The organism is Carnobacterium sp. (genome assembly GCF_045617425.1).
Lineage (GTDB): Bacteria > Bacillota > Bacilli > Lactobacillales > Carnobacteriaceae > Carnobacterium_B.
The window spans coordinates 1-25,232 of record NZ_JAZLIO010000013.1 but is presented as its reverse complement, the minus strand read 5'-3'; the positions used below and the strand labels follow the sequence as shown (position 1 = coordinate 25,232).

The 25,232-nt window shown below is 35.0% G+C and carries 24 protein-coding genes and 1 riboswitch; of the genes, 20 read left to right on the top strand and 4 right to left on the bottom strand.

All coding sequences use genetic code 11. The features are described from left to right. Positions 1-3: 3 nt before the first annotated feature. The 3 genes from ACKI3H_RS06805 (at position 4) to ACKI3H_RS06795 (ending at position 3,405) form a co-directional block, all read left to right on the top strand. A complete protein-coding gene (locus ACKI3H_RS06805) occupies positions 4-708 on the top strand; it encodes an L-ribulose-5-phosphate 4-epimerase (RefSeq protein WP_407371531.1) in 705 nt (234 codons plus the stop codon). Positions 709-723: 15 nt separating this feature from the next. Next, positions 724-2,148, top strand: coding sequence for an L-arabinose isomerase (araA, locus tag ACKI3H_RS06800; protein ID WP_407371530.1), 1,425 nt, complete (start codon positions 724-726; stop codon positions 2,146-2,148). A gap of 165 nt (positions 2,149-2,313) precedes the next feature. Further along, the gene (locus ACKI3H_RS06795) at positions 2,314-3,405 is read left to right on the top strand and encodes a GntR family transcriptional regulator (protein ID WP_407371529.1); all 1,092 of its coding nucleotides are present in this window, start codon (positions 2,314-2,316) and stop codon (positions 3,403-3,405) included. 169 nt (positions 3,406-3,574) lie between these two features. On the opposite strand, the gene yidA is transcribed toward ACKI3H_RS06795, so the two are convergent. From yidA to ACKI3H_RS06780, 3 genes are read right to left on the bottom strand one after another with little or no spacing between them, the layout of a single operon-like run. After that, entirely contained in the window at positions 3,575-4,414 is an 840-nt protein-coding gene (yidA, locus tag ACKI3H_RS06790; protein WP_407371528.1) for a sugar-phosphatase, read from the bottom strand. Further along, positions 4,411-5,805, bottom strand: coding sequence for an HD domain-containing protein (locus ACKI3H_RS06785; protein ID WP_407371527.1), 1,395 nt, complete (start codon positions 5,803-5,805; stop codon positions 4,411-4,413). Before ACKI3H_RS06785 ends, yidA begins: the two co-directional genes overlap by 4 nt. Next, a complete protein-coding gene (locus tag ACKI3H_RS06780; RefSeq protein ID WP_407371526.1) occupies positions 5,802-6,671 on the bottom strand; it encodes a biotin/lipoate A/B protein ligase family protein in 870 nt (289 codons plus the stop codon). Before ACKI3H_RS06780 ends, ACKI3H_RS06785 begins: the two co-directional genes overlap by 4 nt. A gap of 208 nt (positions 6,672-6,879) precedes the next feature. On the opposite strand from ACKI3H_RS06780, the gene ACKI3H_RS06775 reads away from it, so the two are divergent. The 16 genes from ACKI3H_RS06775 to ACKI3H_RS06700 all read left to right on the top strand — a co-directional run bounded on the left by ACKI3H_RS06775 (position 6,880) and on the right by ACKI3H_RS06700 (position 23,113). Continuing rightward, positions 6,880-7,311, top strand: coding sequence for a DUF1934 domain-containing protein (locus tag ACKI3H_RS06775; protein ID WP_407371525.1), 432 nt, complete (start codon positions 6,880-6,882; stop codon positions 7,309-7,311). Positions 7,312-7,355: 44 nt separating this feature from the next. Next, entirely contained in the window at positions 7,356-7,973 is a 618-nt protein-coding gene (gene rpoE / locus ACKI3H_RS06770; protein WP_407371524.1) for a DNA-directed RNA polymerase subunit delta, read from the top strand. Between the two features lie 254 nt (positions 7,974-8,227). After that, positions 8,228-9,826: a CTP synthase gene (locus tag ACKI3H_RS06765; protein ID WP_407371523.1), complete on the top strand. Its 1,599-nt coding sequence runs from the start codon at positions 8,228-8,230 to the stop codon at positions 9,824-9,826. Positions 9,827-9,959: 133 nt separating this feature from the next. Further along, positions 9,960-10,817 carry a class II fructose-1,6-bisphosphate aldolase gene (fba, locus tag ACKI3H_RS06760; RefSeq protein WP_407371522.1) on the top strand — a complete coding sequence of 286 codons (858 nt, stop codon included), beginning with the start codon at positions 9,960-9,962 and terminating at the stop codon, positions 10,815-10,817. Positions 10,818-11,075: 258 nt separating this feature from the next. Next, a complete protein-coding gene (locus ACKI3H_RS06755; RefSeq protein ID WP_407371521.1) occupies positions 11,076-12,344 on the top strand; it encodes a UDP-N-acetylglucosamine 1-carboxyvinyltransferase in 1,269 nt (422 codons plus the stop codon). 12 nt (positions 12,345-12,356) lie between these two features. Then, positions 12,357-13,652 (top strand): transcription termination factor Rho, encoded by a 1,296-nt coding sequence (gene rho / locus ACKI3H_RS06750; RefSeq protein WP_407371520.1) that lies wholly within the window; start codon positions 12,357-12,359, stop codon positions 13,650-13,652. A gap of 142 nt (positions 13,653-13,794) precedes the next feature. Further along, complete coding sequence (locus ACKI3H_RS06745) at positions 13,795-14,067, top strand: type B 50S ribosomal protein L31 (RefSeq protein WP_350452107.1); 273 nt, start codon at positions 13,795-13,797, stop codon at positions 14,065-14,067. 471 nt (positions 14,068-14,538) lie between these two features. Beyond that, positions 14,539-15,306 carry a hypothetical protein gene (locus ACKI3H_RS06740; protein ID WP_407371519.1) on the top strand — a complete coding sequence of 256 codons (768 nt, stop codon included), beginning with the start codon at positions 14,539-14,541 and terminating at the stop codon, positions 15,304-15,306. Between the two features lie 238 nt (positions 15,307-15,544). Next, positions 15,545-16,642 carry a D-alanine--D-alanine ligase gene (locus ACKI3H_RS06735; protein WP_407371518.1) on the top strand — a complete coding sequence of 366 codons (1,098 nt, stop codon included), beginning with the start codon at positions 15,545-15,547 and terminating at the stop codon, positions 16,640-16,642. 100 nt (positions 16,643-16,742) lie between these two features. After that, a complete protein-coding gene (murF, locus tag ACKI3H_RS06730) occupies positions 16,743-18,131 on the top strand; it encodes a UDP-N-acetylmuramoyl-tripeptide--D-alanyl-D-alanine ligase (protein ID WP_407371517.1) in 1,389 nt (462 codons plus the stop codon). Between the two features lie 85 nt (positions 18,132-18,216). After that, entirely contained in the window at positions 18,217-18,927 is a 711-nt protein-coding gene (locus tag ACKI3H_RS06725; RefSeq protein WP_407371516.1) for a Bax inhibitor-1/YccA family protein, read from the top strand. Between the two features lie 488 nt (positions 18,928-19,415). After that, the gene (locus tag ACKI3H_RS06720) at positions 19,416-20,996 is read left to right on the top strand and encodes a DEAD/DEAH box helicase (RefSeq protein WP_407371515.1); all 1,581 of its coding nucleotides are present in this window, start codon (positions 19,416-19,418) and stop codon (positions 20,994-20,996) included. 208 nt (positions 20,997-21,204) lie between these two features. Further along, positions 21,205-21,555: a holo-ACP synthase gene (gene acpS, locus ACKI3H_RS06715; protein WP_407371514.1), complete on the top strand. Its 351-nt coding sequence runs from the start codon at positions 21,205-21,207 to the stop codon at positions 21,553-21,555. A gap of 275 nt (positions 21,556-21,830) precedes the next feature. Then, positions 21,831-22,079, top strand: a complete 249-nt coding sequence (locus ACKI3H_RS06710; protein ID WP_407371513.1) for a hypothetical protein — start codon at positions 21,831-21,833, stop codon at positions 22,077-22,079. Positions 22,080-22,106: 27 nt separating this feature from the next. After that, positions 22,107-22,457: a type II toxin-antitoxin system PemK/MazF family toxin gene (locus ACKI3H_RS06705; RefSeq protein ID WP_013709985.1), complete on the top strand. Its 351-nt coding sequence runs from the start codon at positions 22,107-22,109 to the stop codon at positions 22,455-22,457. Positions 22,458-22,566: 109 nt separating this feature from the next. Next, a riboswitch (PreQ1 riboswitch) is annotated at positions 22,567-22,612 on the top strand. A gap of 9 nt (positions 22,613-22,621) precedes the next feature. Beyond that, complete coding sequence (locus tag ACKI3H_RS06700) at positions 22,622-23,113, top strand: QueT transporter family protein (protein WP_407371512.1); 492 nt, start codon at positions 22,622-22,624, stop codon at positions 23,111-23,113. Between the two features lie 49 nt (positions 23,114-23,162). On the opposite strand, the gene cbpA is transcribed toward ACKI3H_RS06700, so the two are convergent. Next, positions 23,163-23,804 (bottom strand): cyclic di-AMP binding protein CbpA, encoded by a 642-nt coding sequence (gene cbpA / locus ACKI3H_RS06695; RefSeq protein WP_407371511.1) that lies wholly within the window; start codon positions 23,802-23,804, stop codon positions 23,163-23,165. Positions 23,805-24,031: 227 nt separating this feature from the next. Between cbpA and ACKI3H_RS06690 the strand changes: the two genes are divergently transcribed. Continuing rightward, positions 24,032-24,736 (top strand): O-methyltransferase, encoded by a 705-nt coding sequence (locus tag ACKI3H_RS06690; protein WP_407371510.1) that lies wholly within the window; start codon positions 24,032-24,034, stop codon positions 24,734-24,736. Positions 24,737-25,232: the final 496 nt, after the last annotated feature.

Here is a 25,232-nt window from a genome sequence, read left to right as displayed (position 1 = left end):
ATTGTGTTAGAACAATTGAAAGAAGAAGTTTTTCAAGCCAATTTGGAACTTCCAAAACAAGGACTAATCAAATATACATGGGGCAATGTAAGTGCTGTAGATCGTGAACAGGGATTATTTGTAATTAAACCAAGTGGCATTAGTTATGAGGAAATGAAGGCCAGTGATATGGTCGTTTGTGATATGGATGGAAAAGTTGTTGAAGGAAACTTAAACCCTTCTTCTGATACGTTCACTCATGCCGTACTATACAAAGAGTTTCCAGAAATTGGCGGCATTGTCCATACCCATTCAACTTGGGCAACGATCTGGGCTCAAGCTGGATTGGACGTACCGGCAATGGGAACGACGCATGCTGATACTTTCTATGGTTCAATCCCTTGTGCACGATTTTTGAATCAAGAAGAAATCGACAAAGGTTACGAAGAACAAACTGGTCATGTGATCGTAGAAACGTTTAAAGAACGAAATATTAAACCATTGGAAATCCCTGGAGTGTTATTGCATGGACATGGACCGTTTACTTGGGGAAAAAGTGCGAAAGATGCAGTGATGAATGCAGTAGTCTTAGATGAAGTTTGCAAAATGAATCTTTTTTCTAGACAACTAAACAGCTTTTCTGAAGAGCTTCCACAAAGGGTTTTAGATAAACATTATTTACGTAAACATGGTGAAAATGCCTATTATGGACAAAAAAACATACATTAAGGGAGAGAATAAATTATGTTGACTATTGGAAAAAAAGAATTTTGGTTTGTAGTTGGTTCACAGCACTTGTATGGAGAAGAAACATTATTAGAAGTAAAAAAACACGCAGAAATTTTAGTTACTGAATTGAATGAGAGTGGGAAACTTCCTTATCCGATTGTATTACAAGAATTAGCTGTTACTGCGGATAAAATCACTAGAGTAATGAAAGAAGCTAATTATCATGATGAAGTAGCAGGAGTCATCACATGGATGCATACATTCTCACCAGCAAAAATGTGGATTCGAGGAACGAAGTTGTTGCAAAAACCGTTGTTACATCTAGCGACTCAATTCAATGAAAGTATTCCATGGGAGACGATTGATATGGACTTTATGAACCTAAATCAATCTGCTCATGGTGACCGAGAATACGGATTTATAAATGCTCGTTTAAAGAAACAAAATAAAATAGTGGTTGGTTATTGGAAAAATTCCAAAGTACAAAAGCAAGTTGCGGAATGGATGGATGTAGCGGTTGCTTACAATGAAAGTTTTAATATTAAGGTAGCACGATTTGGCGATAATATGCGAAATGTAGCTGTAACTGAAGGAGATAAAGTAGAGGCACAAATCCAATTCGGATGGACAGTAGATTATTTTGGTATTGGAGACCTGGTGCAATATGTAGATGCAGTAAAAGAAACGGAAATAGAAGAACTTTTTAATGAGTATAAAACGCTTTACGATTTTGATTATGGTAGCTATGATCATCAAGTTTGGGAAGACCATGTTAAGGCTCAAGTCAAACAAGAAATTGGCTTACGTCGCTTTTTAGAAGCTGGAAACTATAATGCTTTTACTACAAATTTTGAGGATCTTTATGGCATGCAACAATTGCCAGGTCTGTCAGTTCAACGTCTAATGGCAGATGGATATGGATTTGCTGGAGAAGGCGATTGGAAGACAGCTGCTATTGATCGTCTAATGAAAGTTATGGCACACAATGAAAATACTGGATTCATGGAAGACTACACATATGAATTGGCAGAAGGAAAAGAATCGATTTTACAATCTCATATGATGGAAGTAGACCCTGCCTTAGCAACTAATAAGCCTAAAGTAGTTGTCTCACCATTATCGATGGGAAATCGTGAAGACCCTGCACGTCTAGTCTTTGACGGTAAATCTGGAGAAGGTGTAGTGGTTACTATGTCGGATTTTGGTACACATTTCAAACTTCTAATTAATGAAGTTTCTGCATTTGAACCGGAAGAAAAAGCTCCTCACTTGCCGGTTGCTCGGGTATTATGGAAAGTGAAGCCAAACTTTACAGAGGGTGTCCAATCATGGATTGAAAATGGCGGCGGTCACCACACTGTAGTTTCATTAAATCTAACTACAGACCAAATTGCTACATGGGCTAAAATGGTTGAATTAGATTATGTAGTTATTAAATAAGAAAAAGAGTGCTTGAAAAAGCACTTTTTTCTTGGACAAAAATTACTATTAGCTGTACGTAATAAAGTAAGATAAGGAGCAATGGGTGAAAATAGTACAAAATATTGCTTTGTTCATTGACATCATGTACTATTCATGTACGTACAACTTATGGAAGGTGATTAAATGTCTAATAAACCGAAATACTTAGTAATCAAAAATCAATTAAAAGAACTCATTTTAAGTGGCGAGTATTCTGCAGGGACCAAAATACCCTCAGAAGCAAAATTAAGAGAACAATTTGGTGTCAGCAGACATACCATTCGACAATCTATCGCAGAACTTGTTAATGAAGGTTTTTTAAAGAAAGAGCAAGGTTCTGGAACTTATGTGAATGATCAAAATCAACAACGAGTGAAAGAAACAGGCAATAAAACAATTGGTGTCATTACAACCTATCTTTCAGATTACATTTTCCCTTCAATCATCAGAGGAATGGAAGAAACTTTAAGCGAGAGCGGCTATTCATTATTATTATCTAGTACACAAAATGACGTTCAAAATGAAAAAAGAAGCCTTGAAATGATGTTGGAAAAACAAGTAGATGGACTAATTGTTGAGCCTACGAAAAGTGCTCTGTTAAACCCAAATCTAAATTACTATCTTAAAATCCAAGAAGCAGGTATTCCGTGTGTATCTATAAATGCTTCTTATGAAGAACTGGATATCCCAGAAATTAGGATAGATGATACGTTGGCAAATGAAATGTTAACAACTCACTTATTAGATTTAGGACATGAAAGAATCAGTATGATTACCAAAACAGATGACATGCAAGGGAAAAGTAGGATGAAAGGCTTTATACGAGCATTTTCAAAGGAAAAAAAATCTTTTGATGATAAGTTAATTGTTACTTTTGATACAGAAACAAAAGAAGAGTTGGCTGATAAGATACAAGTTCTTTTACACCTAGAAGATCTACCTACAGCTTTTGTTTGTTATAATGATCAAATTGCAATGACAGTTATTGAGCAAATCAACGCGATTGGTAAAAATATTCCAGATGACTTTTCAATTGTAAGTCATGACAATTCATTTTTGAGTACAGCTTCAGATGTTAAATTAACTTCGATCAACCATCCAAAAGAACAACTTGGTAAAGAAGCTGCTAATTGGATTATACAAGCACTTGAAAAACCTTCTTTCAAAAAAGAATCGATTATCTATCAACCGGAACTCATCATAAGAGAATCATCAAAAAAGAGTACTGAAGAATAAAAAATCATATGTTTTTTTATTATATAAAATGAACTCTTTTAGAATGTTAATTGCTAAAAAGAGTTAGTAAATAAAGATAGATTAGTTTATACGTATTCTGAAATACACTAAAAAAGACTGAAACAAATACAAATTGTGATTGTTTCAGTCTTTTTTTATTTTGTTATTCTTATTTAGTGTAGCTATCAGCGGGAAGTGTTTCAAAAGCAATGGCCTCAATAGCCGTAGCAACTCCATCGTGTTCGTTTGTATCCGTAACGTAATTACTGATTTCTTTTACGCTGGCGATCGCATTGCCCATAGCTACACCCATACCAGCATATTCTATCATGTCTTTGTCGTTTTCATTATCGCCAATGGCCATGATGTTTTCTCTTGGTATGCCTAAAATTTCTCCCAAATCTTTTAGTGCTTGACCTTTACTAGCAGATTTATTTAAGACTTCTAAATAAAAAGGTTCGCTTTTTAAAACAGTGTACTCATCATAAAAATCTTCTGGGAATTTGGCAATAGCTGCATCTAAAATATCAGGTTCGTCGATCATCATCATTTTGCTGATTTCAAGAGTTGGATCCATTTCCTCAACTGTGCGATGACGAATAGGCATGTTGACTAAAAATGACTCTCTTACACTGTAAGGACTGATGTCTTTGTTAGCAGTGTAAATGTATTTTTCATCAATCGTATGACAATGTACGTCGACTTGACGGCTCATTTCTTCAATTCTCAAAAAATCTTTATGGCTTAAAGTATGGTGAGCGATAGCCTTACCGTTATGTGATTGTTGGACTAATGCGCCATTATACGTAATCACATAATCGCCTTCTTCTTCTAAATTTAGGGCTTCTAGGATTGGTGATACTCCTGGTAATGGTCGGCCAGTACAAACAACAACTTTGATGCCTTTTGTTTTAGCAATCTCAATTGTTTCTTTTACTTTTGCTGTTATTTTTCTTTCAGGGGTTAACAAGGTACCATCTAGATCGATAGCAATTAGTTCGATAGTCATTTAAGTGAATCCTCCACTGGTTTATTTGGGTCTGTAATAGCCCCATTTTTAATGTAACGATTAAATTCATGATACAAATCTTCAAACAACGTAATTTCTTCAGAAGTTCTTGGTTTTAAAAATTCTTTTGGTACATAAAAGCGTTCGTCGCCACGAACTTTTCCCGTTATGGAGGACACAATCTCACTGACTTTAGATAGTTCCACCAAGGTACCATCTTGATACACCAATTCAATTTGCGTGCGGTTGGTATCTTGATTTGGTCGATAAAAGTCATACGGCAAATCGTAACTGTTGTTAACTGCTGTATAATAATCTGTATCGTAACCAGCTTCACGAATAATAACTTTTAAATCTTCGATCAAAGCCAAGTCTGTTTTACTAGAGAATTTAACGGATTTGAAAGGGTGTCGATCAAGAAATCGTGTAGCTAAATCACTTAAAATGGGGTCGTTTTCGTCTTTCCATAACGTAAAGTAAGTAGCTAAAACACCGTCATCCAGTTTTAAATAATCGTTAAGTGTAAAATTCTTTTCGAAAAAAGGAACGAGTAAATTTAGCTGGTCGTTAAATTGGATTTCTGGATTAAGATACATTTTTTTTGCGCGTTTCAGCAAATGATCTAAAATGACTTCCATACCTCTTGAAACAGGATGGAAATAAACTTGCATATACATTTGATAACGACTCACGACGTAATCCTCAACAGCATGCATACCGGATAACTGGAAATAGATGCCGTCTTTGTAAGGTCGAATCACTCTAAGAATGCGAGTTAAATCAAATGTACCATAATTTACACCTGTATGATAGGCATCACGTAACAAGTAGTCCATTCGATCAGCGTCAATTTGACTAGAAATGAGTTGAACCACTTGTGGATTAGGATACGTTTTTTGGATAACACTAGCAACTTTTGCAGGGAAATCTTCACTAACCTGGGCTAACACATTGTAAACTTCGGTTTCTGGAGATGTAATAATAGCCACCGTGATTTCTTCGTGATCGGTTTTAAAAATATGTTCAAAAGTATGAGAATAGGGACCATGTCCAATATCGTGTAACAGCGCTGCACATAAAGCGACTAATCGTTCATTATCATCCCAACCACCATCTCCAGGTGTCTGAGTAGCGTAATTCCGCTGAAACTTATCACAGATTCGACGAGTAATCTCGTATACACCTAATGAATGAGTGAAACGGGTATGTTCTGCACCGTGAAACGTTAAAGAAGAAGTGCCTAATTGTTTGATTCGACGCAAACGTTGAAATTCACTTGAATTAATTAAATCTAGAATAATCTGATGTTGAACGTGAATGTAATCATGCACAGGGTCACGAAAAACGTGTTCTATTGGCAATGAAAAATTTGCATCGTAAAGGCTGCTCATTCGATTAACTCCTTATCAATAGAATTGCCAAGCATTTGTTGATTGCGGCGAATCATTTTTTCAAATCCTTCATTATAGTCGGCTAATAGTTCTGAAGAATAAGCGCCTGGTGAAATGGTGCAGTTCTTTTGAAGCAAGGTATCTAAAATCAACTGTTTCATTTCCTCCACAGTTAAAGAAATAGACAACAACTCTTCTAAAGTAGCCATAACAGACGGATTGACTGATGGAAAATGCCATTTGACCGTTTCATCTTTTAGACCTACTTGGTAAAAATCACGGATCATTTTAGCTCTTTTCGCTTGATCACCGTTTACACTGATGTAAATCATAATCGCTACGCCATTTTTTAAGCGTCTTTGTGAGATGCCGGCAAATTTTTTACCATCGATGCTTAAATCAAAATCTCCAGGACAATAAGAATTTTTGATTTCATAAGCTTCACTTATCTTCCCGAAAGGTTTGATAGCTTCATTAATCAATTGAAACATAAATTTATATCCAGTATTAATCGGCATTTTTTGTTGAGGATCTTCAGGCAATATAAGAGAAAAATTTAATATTCCTTCATCACCAACTACAGCCAAGCCACCTGAATTTCGGACAATAAAGGAGTGGTCATATTTTTTTATGACATCTAGCGCATCTTTGAAGTAAGGCAATTTTGTATCCATCATACCTAAAATCACCAAATTTGAAGTTGGCCAAAAATGTAAACTGTTTTTTTTATACTTTCCAACATGACGCAATAAGCTATCCGTTAAAGCGAAGTGAGAAATGGTTTTGTTAGTAAAGGGCATTGTTGTTGATTCATAAAGTTCATAAGACTGATTGGTCAAAAAGTCTTTAATATCAGTAGTATTCATTGGTTTTACTTCCTTTATTTAATTAGAAACAGTAACTCTTCCTTATTATAGCAAATTTTATTGCAGTGTTCTTCCCTTACTATGTTAAAAAAGCATAATAATCTTATGATTTATGATAAGATAGATATGCAATAAAGTAAAATCAACTAGCTAAAAATGATTAGTGTGTAGTTAAATGACAGGAATAAAAAATATGAGGTGAAATAAATTGGATTTATCAAAAGGAAGAGCAGCACAGATACATTTAGAGACGATTATCTCTCAAGGCAATGAAACCGAGAAACATGTATTTGATGAAGCAGGTAAAGTTGTGCAAATGAATTCATCTTATTACATTCGTTTTCAAGAAACTTATGAAACAGGAATTGTTCCTGTGACAGTTAAAATCGACCCTTCAGGCATTGTGACTCTTACACGTAAAGGTGAAACAACTACGCGCATGAGATTTGATAAAGGTGAAAGATTTGAAACGCTCTACCGTACGCCTCAAGGTACAGTGAGTATAGAAACTATGACAAAAGATATGCAAATCAGTTATACAGATAAACCTTTTTCTGGAAGTGTCTATATTGAATATGACTTATTTTTAGGAAAAGAAAAATTAGGAGATTACAAATTACAATTGCTTTTTACTATTTAAATATTGTATGATAAAGAATAGACTGTTGAAAGGACGTGGCTTTCGTGAAATTAACACAATTTGACGGGCAAAACAAAAATGAATTGTCAATGATTGAAGTAGCTCATGCCATCTTAGATCAAAAAGGAGAGATCCTTGATTTCTCAGCTTTACTAAAAGAAGTACAAGAATTTTTAAACATAAACTCAAAAGAACTTGCTAATGCAACTTCTCAATTTTATACAGACTTAAATATTGACGGTAGTTTTATTTCCTTAGGAGAAAATCGTTGGGGACTACGTTCATGGTATCCAATCGATTTTATCGATGAAGAAGTCACTCAAGGAAATGAAGACGAAGCTCCACGTCGTAAAAAACGTAAAAAAGCTAGTGCATTTATTACAGGAGAAGATGATATTGATTACAATGATGATGATCCTGAAGATGATGATTCTCCTGAAGAAGAAGAGGAAGATGATGCTACTACTTACGGTGGACGTGTAACGGTTGATGAACACGGAGTGATGATTGACGATGAAGACAAAGAAGATCTAGGCGAATACAAGGCCGATTTATCTGAATTAGGTACCGATGATGAAGAAGACGAATTGCCTGACGGTGTCGAAGGAGATCTTACAATTATTGAAGACGAAGATGAAGACGATTCTGAGGAAGAGTATTAGTAAGCAATTTGCTAATGATTTTTTCTAGGTTTAAGTCTGTCTTAAAAAAATACTTGACGACTCTTGCGGAACTATGTATTATGTATATTGGGCTCCCTTAAATTAATTTTTAAGGGACAAGAACGGAAAGTAAATAAAAAAGCTCCCTATTCTACTATGAATAGGGAGCTTTGTTTTTTTTATTACCCAAATGAGAAACAACAAAGGAATAAATGTTTCTTTACCCTAATTAAGATTAGAAGGAGTCGGTAAAAATGACAAAGTATATTTTTGTGACAGGTGGAGTAGTTTCTTCCATAGGTAAAGGAATAGCAGCAGCGTCTCTTGGGAGATTGTTGAAAAATAGAGGATTAAAAGTAACGATTCAAAAATTTGATCCGTATATTAATGTGGATCCGGGAACAATGAGCCCTTACCAGCATGGCGAAGTTTTCGTAACAGATGATGGAGCTGAAACCGACTTAGATTTAGGTCATTATGAACGCTTTATCGACATCAATCTAAATCAATATTCTAATGTAACAACAGGGAAAATATACTCAGAAGTTATACGCAAAGAGCGTAAGGGAGAGTATTTAGGAGCAACAGTACAAGTTATTCCGCACATTACCAATGAAATAAAAGAAAAAATCATGCGTGCAGGCCAAACAACAGATTCTGATATTGTTATAACAGAAGTTGGTGGTACAGTAGGAGATATTGAGTCGTTACCCTTTTTAGAAGCATTGCGCCAAATGAAAAGCGATGTTGGTTCTGACAATGTGATGTACATCCATACAACCTTGATTCCTTACCTTGGTGCAGCTGGTGAAATGAAAACAAAACCCACACAACATAGTGTGAAGGAATTACGCGGGCTAGGCATTCAACCGAATCTTTTAGTTATCCGGACAGAAAAACCTGCTCCACAAAGTTTGAAAGACAAATTGGCTTCATTTTGTGATGTTGATCCTGAAGCCGTTATTGAATCGCGTGATGTAGATACGCTCTATTCCATTCCATTAAACTTACAAAAACAAAATATGGATCAGATTGTCTGTGATCATCTAAAAATCGATGCGCCGCCAGCAGATATGTCAGAGTGGATTGCGTTAGAACAAAAAGTACTGAATCTTTCTAAGAAAACAAAAATTGCATTAGTTGGAAAGTATGTTGAATTACCGGATGCTTATTTATCGGTTATTGAATCGCTAAACCATGCGGGATATGCTGTTGATTCTGAAATTGAAGTCGACTGGGTCAATGCAGAAGAAGTGACGGCTGAGAATGTTGAAAGCAAGTTGAAAGATGCAGATGGCATTCTAGTTCCAGGAGGTTTTGGAGATCGTGGCTTAGAAGGCAAAATCTTAGCCATTCAATATGCACGTGAAAATAAAGTTCCTTTCTTAGGGATTTGCTTAGGCATGCAGTTAGCTTGTGTAGAATTTGCACGTAATGTTGCAGGGTTAGAAGGAGCCCATTCTGCAGAAACAGATCCGGAAACCCCACATAATATCATTGATTTAATGTTGGATCAAAAAGATGTCGTAAATATGGGCGGAACATTGCGTCTTGGACTGTATCCTTGCAAATTAAAACAAGGTTCTGTAGCAGCAAAAGCATATGATAATGATGAAGTTGTTCAAGAACGTCACCGTCATCGTTATGAATTTAACAACAAATACCGTACCCAATTAGAAGAAAAAGGTTTAGTATTTTCAGGAGTTTCACCAGACAATCGTTTAGTTGAAATAGTGGAATTATCGGACCACCCATTTTATGTGGCTTGCCAATTTCACCCAGAATTTATATCTCGTCCGAATCGCCCGCAAAAATTATTTTTAGGTTTTGTAACTGCAACATTGAATAACTAATTATGAAAGGGCCATGAAAACTAGATAAGTATTATAATATTTATGGATATTTTGGCTTGTGTTTGGTATAATAACAACGTTGACTAAGAGCATCTTAGTAAATAAAAAGATTTCCTTAAGGAGGAAAAGATATATGAGTCGTTTAGTTAGTATGACAGATATGTTAAATAAAGCATTAGAGGGTAAATATGCTGTAGGTCAATTCAACATCAACAACCTTGAATGGACACAAGCTGTATTGGAAGCTGCAGAAGCAGAAAAATCACCAGTTATTTTAGGTGTTTCTGAAGGAGCAGGTAAATACATGGGTGGCGTTAAAGTTGTATCAGCAATGGTTGAAGCTTTAATGGAAACAATGAATATTACAGTCCCAGTTGCATTACACTTAGACCATGGTTCTTCTTTTGAAAATTGTAAATCTGCAATAGATGCTGGTTTTTCTTCTGTAATGATCGATAACTCTGCATTTGCAATTGATAAAAATATTGAAGAAACTAAAAAAGTTGTAGAATACGCTCATTCAAAAGGTGCATCAGTAGAAGCAGAAGTTGGAACTGTTGGTGGTACTGAAGATGGCGTTACTGGTGGAGTAAACTATGCAGACGCAGAAGAATGTCTACGTATGGTAACTGACGCTAAAATTGATGCTTTAGCTGCAGCTTTAGGATCAGTACATGGTGACTATGAAGGCGAACCTGTTCTAGGTTTTGACGAAATGAAAATCATTTCTGATTTAACTAAAACTCCTTTAGTATTACATGGAGGATCTGGAATTCCAGAATTCCAAATTAAAAAAGCTATTGAAAATGGACACTCTAAAATCAATGTAAATACTGAATTACAACAAGTTTGGACAAAAGCTGTACGTGAAAAATTAAGCACTGACTCTAAAGTTTATGATCCACGTAAAGTTATCGCTCCTGGTAAAGATGCAATCGTTGCAACAGTTAAAACTACAATGCAAAGATTTGGATCTTCTAACCAAGCTTAATTAAATAGACAAAAAAAACCTTGCCATTTAGGCAAGGTTTTTTAGTTTGATAAAAGATATAGTAATTGTAAGTTGTTTCAAGGTATAGTAAGATTAAAACAGCGTATTTTACATAAAAGAAGAGATGGAAGCATCAAATCTCTTTCTGAAATGAAATCACTTGAGAACGATAAAAGCAACCACTCAAACTAAACAGATAAGAGTGTAAGGTGATTTTTTTAATTACAACTAGATTTTAGATGATAATGGAGGTATAACATGAAGAAATTAGTCATTAATGGTGGAAAGAAATTATCCGGCGAAGTAACCATCAATGGGGCAAAAAATAGTACAGTTGCTTTGATACCAGCAGCAATACTGGCAGATTCACCTGTTATTTTAGAGGGTGTACCAGATATTCAAGATGTCCATTCATTAATTGATATTCTGAATGTGATGAAGGTAGAAACGACTTTTGATGGCTCAACGCTTACAATTGACCCCACCAATATCGTTTCTATTCCTATGCCGAATGGAAAAATTAAAAGTTTGCGAGCATCTTATTACTTTATGGGAGCGCTACTCACTAAATTTGGTAAAGGTGTTGTTGGATTGCCTGGGGGATGCTTTTTAGGACCTCGTCCGATAGATCAACATTTAAAAGGATTTCGTGCTTTAGGGGCTAGTGTAGAGAATGAGATGGGTGCTATGTATCTAAGAACCGATGAAACAGGATTGGTGGGTACAAGAATGTATCTAGATGTTGTATCGATTGGCGCAACCATCAATATCATGCTTGCTGCAGTAAAAGCAAAAGGAAAAACAATTATTGAAAATGCCGCACGTGAGCCTGAAATCATTGATGTTGCAACACTACTAAATAATATGGGTGCTAAAGTAAGAGGTGCAGGTACAGATATTATTCGTATAGATGGCGTTGATGAATTACATGGATGTCGCCATACGATTATACCGGACCGGATAGAAGCGGGTACATATCTTGCGTTAGCAGGAGCTGTGGGTACGGATATTACGATTAAAAATGTTATTGTGGAACATCTGGAAGGGCTATTGGCTAAAATGGAAGAAATGGGTGTTCCAATGGAAATTGGAGAAGACAGCATTCGAATAAAAGAAGCCAAAAATTTAAAAGCTGTAAATGTCAAAACACTTCCTTATCCTGGATTCGCAACAGATTTACAACAACCTTTAACACCTCTTCTATTAAAAGCGACTGGCACTTCTTTAATTACAGACACAATCTACCCTAAACGTGTTAAGCACATACCAGAGTTGATTCGTATGGGTGCAAAAGCCCGAGTTGAAAGTGATATGATTTTAATGGAAGGTCCAAGTCAATTGCAAGGTGTAGAAGTAGAAGCAAGTGATTTAAGAGCTGGAGCATGTCTTATAACAGCTGGATTAATGGCTCAAGGGACTACAACCATTACTGGTGTTGAAAATATTTTACGTGGATATGATCAAATCGTAGAAAAATTAACGGCTTTAGGTGCAGATGTTCAAATGATTAAAGATGACAATAAATAGGAGTTAACTAATATGAGTGATTTAGTAACGTTAGTAGAGTTAGAAGGAAAAACATTAAAAGAAATTTACAATTATGCAAAAGAACTTAAAATTCCTTATTACAGCCAAATGAATAAAAAAGAATTAGCATTAGCCGTTATACGTGCGCAAGAAGAAAAACAAGGTTTTTTTATTGTTGAAGGTGTCTTGGACGTTATGGCGCAACAGGATTTTGGTTTCTTGCGTCCCATTAATTACACACCAAGTAAAGAAGATATCTATATTTCTTCTTCTCAAATTAAGCGCTTTGGGCTAAGAAACGGAGATAAGGTTTCAGGTAAAGCTAGACCTCCAAAACCTTCAGAGCGTTATTATGGTTTGATGCAAGTGAATTTTGTAAATGGAAAAAATCCAGAAGATGCAAAAGAACGCCCTCATTTTCCAGCATTAACGCCTCTATATCCTGAGAGACAAATATCTCTCGAAACAACGCAAACGAAAATTTCAAATCGAATGATCGATATTTTAGCTCCTGTAGGTTTTGGTCAACGTGGATTGATCGTAGCTCCTCCAAAAGCCGGTAAGACAATTTTGTTAAAAGAAATTGCAAACGGTATTGCTGAAAATTATCCTGATGCTGAACTGATTATTTTATTGATCGATGAACGTCCAGAAGAAGTGACGGATATCGAAAGAAGCGTTAGAGGCGAAGTTGTCTCTTCGACATTTGATCAACAGCCACAAAATCATGTACGGGTAACAGAATTGGTTCTAGAAAGAGCGATGCGTTTAGTAGAAGATAAACGAGATGTCATTATTCTAATGGACAGTATCACTCGGTTAGCTCGTGCTTACAACTTGGTGCTTCCTCCAAGCGGAAGGACGTTAAGTGGAGGGCTTGATCCAGCAGCTTTGTATCGACCTAAGCGATTTTTTGGAGCAGCGAGAAATATTGAAGAAGGTGGAAGCTTAACTATTTTAGCAACTGCACTAATCGATACGGGAAGTCGGATGGATGATATGATCTACGAAGAATTTAAAGGTACAGGGAATTCTGAATTGCATTTATCACGAGAACTTTCTGAACGACGTATTTTCCCAGCGATTGATATCAAAAAATCAAGTACTCGAAAAGAAGAACTCTTATTGGAACAGGGTAAGTTAGAAGTGATCTGGAAGTTGCGCCATGCAATGATTGGAGATTCCTTAGATTTAACAGATCAGTTTATAAAAAAATTGCAAAAATCAGAGAACAATCAACACTTTTTCGCTAATTTTACAGATAATACACTTGCTCAAACAAAAAAAATAAGGAATTCTCATCGCTAAAAAATTAATTAGATGCATGTAATATTACCAATAAAAAGAATTGCTTTGCTAATAGAAATATGCTATTATGCTAATGTTGTCTAAAGACAAAAAATCAACTCTGATTCAGCAGATGTATCAGGGCATAAGGAGAGATTTATATATGAAACAAGCAATTCATCCAGATTACAGACAAGTTGTGTTTATGGATACTACAACAGGTTATAAATTCTTATCAGGATCTACTAAAAATTCAAGCGAAACAGTTGAATGGGAAGACGGTTCTACTTACCCAATGATTCGTGTCGAAATTTCATCTGACTCACACCCATTCTACACAGGACGTCAAAAATTTACACAAGCAGACGGACGTGTGGATCGTTTCAACAAAAAATACGGTATTGCAGACGCAAACAAAAAAGAAGAAGAAGCATAATAACTATCTACTTTTTAAAAGAGACCAGACATTTGTCTGGTCTCTTTTTTTAGTTAATGTTAATTTAACATGTTATTGGTAAATGAAAGGATAAATGTACTCACTATTTGAGGATCCATTAATTTGTGCTAACAGATTACGTGCTTTTCAAAAGCTATTTTGGTACGATGATAAAAAGAGAAACAGTAAAAATTAGTTTTATTCTAATTTAAAATTACCCATATTCAAGGCCAATGAAAAATGTTTAGATGCCTATAAGCAAGTTCAATAACGATTGAAGATTTAACTGTTCTTTCTATTTAGGGTCATGTGGTTTGAAACTGGTTTTTCATAATATCATAATTGTTACGCTATTGTCTTAATAATGCTGATACAATAGTTGATTGTCATCAGATTATTACCTAATTGATACAGATAAGTTGCTGCTTAGATAGTACAATGGAAGGATAAAAAATAAGGGGAGAATGTGTCGTGCCTTCAGAATTCACTTATATTCATTTAGATACTATTACAAATGCAGTTTGGAGTAAGGGTATCACGATGAATGAATACAAAGATGTCGTTAAGAAACCGCCAAAAAATATTTTGTTGCTGAATGCCCCTCAAGGATTAGGTGAATATGACTCTCACACTGGATTTCGTATGATTCGGGGAATAGCTAAAATCCAAGAATACTTTGATAAAAGCCAATATATAAGTGACGTTCCTTCTAAATGGATAGATTTTGATAGTGTTGAATTAATGAGGCAATTAACACCGATTGAAATTGCTGAACTGCTGTATATTGCTCACGCCCATACGCATTTACATTCGCCTTTTTATTACAAGTTGCAAAATAATTATATCCATTTAACTTTACCTAAAGGAATGACAAAAGTTTATCATCGAAACTTAGAGCAATTTTATAGTCTTTTGTCTGTCAACGTCACAAACAATTTAGAAAAAAAACTAAATGATAAGAGAAATTTGTTTATCTTTAAAAAAATTAAAAAGATTACTCGTGTACCAGTTTCTGAGATAAAAAACTTGCTGCCTATACTCAGAGAAGGTGTGATTTTTTCATATAAACAGATAAGCATAAACCAAGAAGTGTATGAAATTCCAATCTACCTAGCTGAAGATCGTTTAAAGGTTGAAAATAGAAATTTCACGAACAAAGATTTCTTGGGAAGTATCTGCTTTAATGAGATAGATCAAAAATGGTTCTTTAAAGAAAAAACCATTGTACAACAATCATAAATAAAAGTCTTACTAGTTAACTGGAGTCGCTCGTAGGTTAAGGTTTTTTAACCCAACAGGCTTGTAGGTAGCTTGAAAGGCTTTTTTTGAGCGTTGAAATTTGAATTAGAGTTAGACTAATTCTGAATAATTGTTTCTCAAGAGGTGTGCTATTTTTCTATAAAAAAATATGGTACAATAATTTTTGAATTATAAAGACTAAGATAAAGATACTTAAGTAAATTCGGAGGATAACTAAATGAAAATCTTTCTAGTATATGGCGGAAAAAGTGCAGAGCATGATATTTCAATTCTGACTGCCTTTTCTATCATTAAAGAAGTATATTATGATTATTATGAAGTGGAACCTATCTATATTACAAAAAATGGTCAATGGACTAAAGGTGCAATCGTTAAGCAGGCCAATGAGGTCAAGGATTCAGATGCGTTAAAATTAACCATTTCAGATAACGCCAAATTTGCAACTGATGAAAATCAAAACTCAGAAGGTATTCTTATTCAACCATCTGATTTAAAAGAAGAAAATGCTGTGATTTTCCCAGTATTACATGGACCTAATGGAGAAGATGGAACCGTCCAAGGGCTGTTTGAAGTTATAGGAATGCCTTATGTTGGGGCTGGTGTCTTAGCTAGTGCTTGCGGAATGGATAAAATCATTAGTAAGCAACTCTTTCAACAAGCTGGATTGCCACAAGTTCCCTATGTGCCTGTAAGAAAAGCTGAATGGTTAAATGATAAAGAGAGTGTTTTCAAACATTGTGAAGGCACGTTATTTTACCCGATGTATATAAAGCCGGCAAATCTCGGATCTAGTGTAGGAATTAGTAAAGCTGAAAATAGAGATGAATTAGTTGAAGCAATTGAATTAGCTTTGCGCTATGATCGAAGAGTTGTTGTCGAGCAAGGAATTGAAGCTAGGGAAATTGAAGTCGCTATTTTAGGAAATGATGATATTCATATCTCAGTTCCAGGAGAATTAGTGAAAACCGTGGATTTTTATGACTATGAATCAAAATACCTTAACAATGAAGTTGTATTGCAAATTCCTGCTTTAGTTCCAGAGGACGTTAACGCACGTTTAAGAGATTATGCGGTACGCGCTTTTCAAGCGCTTGATGGCAGTGGTTTAAGTCGATGTGATTTCTTTTTAACAAGCAACGATGAGTTGTTCATTAATGAAGTCAATACTATGCCTGGTTTTACAGAATTTAGTATGTACCCTACTTTATGGAAAAATACTGGATTGAATTACGGTGATTTAGTTGAAGAGTTGATTCAGCTAGCGTTAAGAAGGCATCAAGAACGTATGTCTTTTCAAAATGAAAATGATAAATAATAAAACGTGCTACTAGGAACAGAGGTTGGGCTATGTGCCTGGTCTCTGTTTCTTTAAGGAAGCATGGAGGATGTTTTTTTGAACTTGAAGGAGGAGAAAGATGATTTCTTTAACCGTGAAAGAAATTGCAATGGCAGTTGGAGCAATAAATGATACGAATCAATGGTCTGATCAAGAAATAACATCCGTTAATTTTGATACTCGAAAATTAGTTAAAGGGTCATTGTTTGTACCATTGCTAGGAAATAATGATGGACATAATTTTATTTTAAAAGCTGTTGAAAATGGAGCAGCTGTTTCTTTATGGAGCAAATCATTAAGTGATTTACCGCTTGAATTGGAACAGGAGTTTCCTGTCATTCAAGTAAACGATACATTGAAAGCATTGCAGGATCTAGCTAAATTCTATTTAACTAAAGTTGATCCAAAAGTTGTTGGTATCACTGGGAGTAATGGGAAAACGACTACGAAAGATATGACAGATGCTGTTTTATCTAGTCAATACCGCGTGCATAAAACACAAGGGAATTTTAACAACCACATTGGACTTCCGATAACGATTCTTGAAATGCCGATTGAGACTGAGGTTGTTATTTTAGAAATGGGCATGAGTCGTGCTGGAGAAATTAAAGTGTTATCAGATTTAGCTAAGCCGGATGTCGCTATTATAACCATGATTGGAGAATCTCATATTGAATTTTTTGGTTCAAGAGCTGGAATCGCGGATGCTAAAATGGAAATTTGTTCAGGTTTAAAAGAAAATGGCGTGCTGATTTATCCTGGCGAAGAACCGTTACTACAAGAAAGAGTAACAACTTTAAAAGAATCGCAATTGAAGACCTTTGGAACATCTTCTGAAAATAATTTGTATCCACTAAATATTGACGCTCAAATGAACCGAACGAGCTTTGCAACCAATGAAAGACCGGATTTAGTAGTAATTTTACCTGTTTTAGGAACGTATAACGTAAACAATGCGTTAGCTGCGTTAATGGCAGGAATGACTTTAGGGATCTCAATTGAAAAATCTGCGCCAAAACTAGCCCAATTTCAATTAACTAAAAATAGAACAGAATGGCTAAAAGGGATAAATGAGAGCAGTATTTTAAACGATGCTTATAATGCGAACCCTACTGCTATGAAAGCTGTTTTGGATAATTTTAGTGCATTTACAAATACAGGTAAAAAAATAGTTGTTTTAGGCGACATGTTGGAATTAGGAGAACAGTCATCAGAACTGCATCTAAGTGTTAAAGATTCGCTTGATCCAACTCGAATTGAAAAAGTTATTCTTTATGGCGAGCAAATGAATGTATTATATGAAGCTCTAAAAGGAAAGTTCGATGAAGAAAATCTATTTTATTTTACTGGAGCTAAAGAACCATTAGTTCAATTTGTAAAAAAACAAATTGAACGTGGAGATTATATTCTGTTGAAGTCAAGTTTGGGAACTGATTTGCTTTCAGTTGTAAGATCACTTCAAGCGTAAGTTGAAAATATGTCTAAAGACTGAGTGATTAATTTAGAAAATTTGTTATACTGTTACTATAGAATAAGTTAAGGGGATGGATAATATGAACACACCAAGAAAAGAAGTATCCAATCAAACGATTAATACTGCTGGCTTATCTAAGTTTTTTGCGTCGATCTATAGTTATATGGCAGTAGGATTGACTATCACAGGAATAACAGCTTTTTATGCATCTCAAAGCGCTTTTATTTTGAATTTGGTTTTTGGAACGCGTTTCGGATTTTTAGGTTTTTTTATTGCTGAAATTGCGCTGGTGATGAAATTGTCTGCAAATGGAGCTAAACTAAAATCAGCAGGTGCGTCGATTGTCGGATTTATTGCATTTGCGCTTATTAATGGAATCACACTTTCTTCTATCTTTCTGATGTATGATTTAGGCAGTATTGGTGCAGCTTTCATTTCTACGGCAGCATCGTTTGCAGGTATGAGCATAGTAGGCTTTACAACTAAAAAAGATTTGACTTCTTTAGGTGGACAATTAAGAGGGGCATTGATCGGTTTGATCATAGCTATGTTAGTAAATGGTTTCTTCCTTCAAAGTGGACCGGCCGATATGGTTCTGTCTTTTATCACAGTAGTGATTTTTATTGGTTTTACAGCATATGATACACAAAAATTAAAAGAACTTTATGTTCACTATTCAGGAGAACAAAATTTAGGTGCATTAGCTATCAGTGGAGCATTAAGTTTATACCTAGATTTTATTAATATTTTTCTTGGTTTATTGCGCATCTTTGGCGGCGGAAGAGATTAATCGATTTTTAGCGACCGAAATAAAAATGAATTCACAGATAAAACTAAGAGCAGAGTGTGCAAACACAGCTTTTAGTTTTTTTTAAAGAGATTCTGTCAGTTGGATGAGCGAGGAAGATTGAAAACGCAAACTAAAATAGGTGAATTCACAGTATAGAAAAGAAAAGTAGAAAAGGAAACGTGTTCATTGAAACAAAAGGCCAAATCAATTGATAAACTAAAATATACATGATAGAATGAACTAGATTGAAGAATATTCTTTAATAAAAAAATGAAACCATCGAGGGTTTTGTGAAACTAGATAAGCAGATAAACTTGGAAAATATTTCAAGTTTTTTATATGAAATGAAAAACTTGGTGTGCATTCAACCGAACGAACATCGAGTTTTTATATGGAGTTACAGCAACAGGTGCATTGATTAAACTAATGAAGGTGCCTGTATTTCGCAAAAATCTCTCTTTAAGGTTTTAAAATTGGGAGGAAATATATTGAAATTTACAGAATTAGGTTTAGCACCTGAGTTATTAAAATCAGTAGAACGTTTAGGATTTGAGGAAGCTACACCAATCCAAGCACAAACTATTCCACTGGCACTTGAAGGAAAAGACGTTATTGGGCAAGCACAAACAGGAACTGGTAAGACAGCTGCGTTTGGTTTACCAATGTTACAAAAAATTGATGTTAATAACCGTAATGTACAAGGATTAGTTATTGCACCTACTCGTGAATTAGCTATCCAAACACAAGAAGAATTATTCCGTTTGAGTCGCGATAAAAAAATTCGTGTTCAAGTTGTTTATGGTGGAGCTGACATCAGTCGCCAAATTCGTGCTTTAAAAGACGCACCACACATTGTTGTTGGGACACCGGGTCGTTTATTAGATCATATCAAACGTAAAACATTGAAATTAGGACATGTTGAAACTTTAGTTTTAGATGAAGCAGATGAAATGTTGAACATGGGATTCATTGAAGACATTGAAACAATTATTCATGAAGTTCCAGCTGAACGTCAAACTCTACTATTCTCTGCAACTATGCCACCTGCTATCAAACGCATTGGTGTACGTTTCATGAATAATCCTGAACACGTTCAAATTAAAGCAACGACATTATCTGATAGTTTGATTGAACAATTCTTCGTACGTTGTAAAGACTTCGAAAAATTTGATATTATGACTCGTTTATTTGATGTTCAAACACCAGAATTAACGATTATTTTCGGTCGTACAAAACGTCGCGTAGACGAATTAGCTCGTGGATTGGAAGCTCGCGGATACCGTGCAGAAGGAATCCATGGAGACCTTTCTCAACAAAAACGTATGAGTGTTTTGAAATCATTTAAAACTGGTAAATTAGATATCTTAGTAGCAACCGATGTAGCTGCTCGTGGTTTAGATATTTCCGGAGTTACACACGTGTACAACTATGATATTCCTCAAGATCCAGAAAGCTACGTTCACCGTATTGGACGTACTGGTCGTGCAGGAAAAGAGGGTGTTTCTGTAACATTTATTACACCTAATGAAATGGGCTACTTGCGTGTTATTGAAGATTTAACTAAAAAAACAATGACTCCATTGCGTCCACCAACAAATGCTGAAGCTTTTGAAGGTCAAATTAAAGCATCAATTGACGAAGTAGGTTCTATCATTGACGCTAACGGTTTAGATCGTTACGAAAAAGCTGCTGCACAATTATTGGAAACTTATACAGCTGAAGATCTTGCTGCTGCATTCCTTAAGAGTGTAACAAAAGATGCTGACGAAGTACCAGTTAAAATTACTCCAGAACGTCCATTACCTGGCCGTAAAGGCGGAAGTCATGGTGGCGGAAGCAACCGTGGTGGAAGTGCAAGTAAAGGTGGATACCGTGGCGGAAGCAACCGTAGTGGCAAACCTTCTGAACGTCGTGGTGGCGGAAGCGGCACTGGCGGAAGCGGAAAATGGAATAAAGATTCAAGTCGTGGTGGAAGTGACAGCCGTCGTAAAGACAGCCGTGGCAAATCTACTGATAACCGTCGTAAAGCTGGCGGAGAACGCAAATTTACTATTCGCGATAAAGACTAAAAATTTAAGTGGAAAAGGTTGGGACTTTGTCTCAACCTTTTTTTTATATAGTTGAGTAGTTACTAAATATGAGTGGAAAACCTAAATGAAAGCATTTTTCTTATTCTTTAGAAGTGACATAAGAACTATTATTTGATAAAATTAGTGTAATATTATAAAATTTAGTTTACAGCACTAAAGAAATAACCTAGTGTAGATGAGGTGTAAAGTGATAATAGGGATTGGTTTGGATGTAACAGAAATCTTACGTATAGAAGAAGCTTATTTAAAAAGAGAAACTTTTTCTAAGCGTGTGTTGACTCCGGTAGAGTGGGAAATTTTTTCTGATTTAACAGGATCTCGGAAAATCGAGTTTTTAGCGGGTAGATATGCTGCAAAAGAAGCTTTCTCAAAAGCGATGGGAACTGGAATTGGAAAATTGGGTTTTCAAGATATTGAAATTTTACCCGATCGTTATGGGAAACCAATTGTTGAAAAGTCACCTTTTGATGGACAAGTATTTTTGTCTATTACGCACACGGACACCATTGCAGCAGCACAAGTAATCTTAGAACAGTAGAGAAGGAGAATAATAAAGTAACGGTAGTTGAAAACAAAATCGTACATACAATTATGCTGCTATTTACTAATTGGAATCATTCCAATTAGTAAATAGCAAAGTAGCTTAGCTAACGCTTTAAAATACTTAAAGATAAGATAAGATTTGTCGATAAAACGAAACTTGATTTTAATTCTTATCTAGAGTTTCAATGCTTTTCAATTCATGTTACCATAATCTTGAAGCAAATCCTTTTTATGGGGTATGAAAAGGTAATCTTTTAGGAGGTATGGGGTATGGATGAGAATGAAAACATGATGAAAGTTAATTTAGCACCGGGAATCTACAAAGAAGTTAAAGAATATTGCATGATTGCAAATATTGACGAAAATGAATTTGTTAATTCTGTAGTGAATTATTTTTTAGATGAAAATTTAATAATCTATGATACCATGCGTAAAGGATATGCAGAGATGTCTCGTATCAATCTTGATATTTGTGATGAATTTGAAGTTTGTGAAAAAGAGGTCGGTGCCCAATTCTAACCAGGTGTTATAAGGAGGAAAATACCTATGGTAAGACGGGGAGAGATTTATTATGCTGATTTATCGCCAGTTATAGGTTCGGAGCAAGGTGGGATGCGGCCGGTTTTGATTATTCAAAATAATGTAGGCAACCACTACAGTCCAACCGTTATTATTGCAGCAATAACAGCGAAAATCCAAAAGGCTAAAATGCCTACCCATGTTGAAATCTCAGCAGAAGAGTATAATCTTGAAAAAAATTCTGTTGTCTTGTTAGAACAAATAAGAACAATTGATAAGCAGCGTTTACGAGAAAAAGTAACTCAACTAGATTTTAAAATGATGAAAAAAATAGATGAAGCTCTTGAGATAAGTGTGGGATTATCAAGACAAGTCTAATGAAAAATGTACCTAGCTTTTAGCGTTCGTTCATTTGCGAATGCTTTTTTATTTGTTTATTTAAACGAAATTGAATAAATTAAAGTAAAATGGTATGCTATAAAAGTTGTGAAACGTGGTTCGTTGACCATCCCACGAAAAAAAACTAGGAGGAAGTGGAAGGAATGAAAATAAGAAATTTGGTAATAAATGCTGTAGTCGCAGCTTTGTATGTGGCAATCACTTCGGCATTTGCTTTTATGTCTTTTGGAGCGATTCAATTCCGAATAGCCGAAATGTTAAATCATTTAGCTGTATTTAATAAAAAATATATTATAGGAATAGTTGGTGGAGTGTTTATTTCTAACCTTTTTTTCTCAACTATGGTTGTCTATGACATAGTATTTGGTGTTGCGCACACGTTGCTGTCCTTACTTATAATGAGTGGTATAACAAGAAGAATAACAAATAATTGGGTGAAGATGAGTGTCAATACAATAGTATTTACTATAGGGTCAGCATTGATTGCGTGGGAGTTATATCTAGCGTTGCAATTGCCATTCTGGTTTAGCTACTTAACTGTTGCGATTGGGGAATTTGTTGTTATGGGAATTGGTATGCCAATCATGATGTATATTGATAAAAAAATTCATTTTAGTAAACGGATAGAAGGATAAAAAAAAGCTAAATGCATCAGCATTTAGCTTTTTTAGATAGTGAAAAAAATTAACTAGCATTTTTTAAATCTTCTACTTCAACTACGCGAAATCCTTTTTTACTTAGAGCGGCAGTTAATTCTTTTAAAGTATCTTTTGTCATGCCAGATTCTAAAGTAATCATTGTGCGACGAACTAAATCATCTTGCTCAACATCTAAAGTAATACAACTTGAAATTGAACAAAAGCGGTTAATGATTTTTGCCATGTTTGCTAAATCACCTTTTTGACCAGTTGATGCAATAGTTAAGACGTAACTACCTGTATTCACGTTCCAAGATTGTTGTAGCATATTTAACAACGAACTATGAGTTAAAATGCCGTAAAAACGATTATCTTCATCTAATACAGAAATATATGGCAATTCTTTGATCGAGAAAAATACTTTGAAAAAAGATGCATTAATAGAAATGAACTTAGTGGCGTTTTTTAATAAATGTGTTACTGGTAAGTTCATATCTCCGCCATTAGATTTGTGACGGTAAATATGCATTTTGTAAATATTTCCTCTGAATATTGTGCCGGTTTCATCTAGAATAGGTATGCAGCGAAAGCCGGATTTTTCAAGAATATCAATTGCATCTTGAAGGGTAACTGTTTCGCTTACAGTAGTAAGTTTGTTTTTGGGAATACAAAGAGATTTTATGAGCATTAGGTATCCTCCTTTAAGGATTGAGATTGTTTTATTTAATTTGATAATAACATATAGCGCTTAAGGTATCCAATGCTTTTGAAAACGGATGAAAATTTCTTTAATGATAAAGCAGTTAATCATTATCAACATTAACTTGTCTGAAAGTATTTGGCATTCTATAATAAAAAGCAAATAGAAATTAGAATAAAAAAGATTGATAAAATTAGAAGTGTGAGGGAAATGCAGTGAGAAATGAAATGATGTACAGACCAGTTGTGGATAAAGAAGTAGTTGAGTTTCTTCGAAACGAACAAAAGCCACTTGACGGAAGTCTTGGAGAGATTGAATGCCAAGCAAATAAAGACGGTGTGCCAATCATACCGCATGAAACAGTAGTGTTTTTGAACTTACTACTAGGGCAGATAAAGCCAAAACAAATTTTAGAAATCGGAGCAGCTATCGGTTTCTCCTCAAGTTTGATGGCGCAACATGTTGGGGATGATGGACACGTTACAACAATTGATCGTTTTGACGTTATGATTAAAAAAGCAAGAAAAAATTATGAAGTATTGGGGTTAACAGATAAAGTGACTCTGTTAGAAGGACAAGCAGCAGATATTCTTTCTACGCTAGAAGGACCGTATGATTTTATTTTTATGGATAGTGCAAAATCCAAGTATTATGATTTTTTTCCAGATTGTATGCGACTATTGAGAAAAGGTGGAATGTTGATTGTTGATGATGTTTTACAAGGTGGAACAATTCTTGCTCCAAAAGAAGAAATACCAAAGAATAGAAGAACGATACACCGTAAGTTAAATGCATTTTTAGATGTAGTCATGCATCATCCATCATTAGAATCTAGTATCGTTCCATTAGGCGATGGCTTGTTAATGGTAGTGAAACAAGATGACACTGATTTTTCTTATATGATAGAAAAAAAAGTTTAAGTATAAAGTGCATTTCAGTAAAAATAACGTAATGTATATTTTTACTGAAATGTTTGTAAAAATAACAAAAGAATTAGGATTTAGTATTGACGAAAAACAAAAATTTTGGTATAGTAGAACACGTTGTTGCAATAGCGATAGCAAGAAAAAAGAATGAAAAGTAATTCTTGACAGAGACAATGCTGAAATGGTATTATATTGAGGTGCTGAAAATTATGCGTAACGATTACTTGGATAATTATACAGAATAAAAAATAATTATTTAAATGTCGTTGACAAGTTATTTAGAGGGTGTTATACTTCAATAGTTGTCAGACGAAATGATTGACCTTTGAAAACTAAACAAAGTAAGACAAACCAAATGTGAGGGTGACTTAGCAGTGCTAAGTCAACAGTAACAAAATTAGTGAATAATTATTCGCTAGCAATCAATATGAGCTTCAAGCATCATTTTATATGAGAGTTTGATCCTGGCTCAGGACGAACGCTGGCGGCA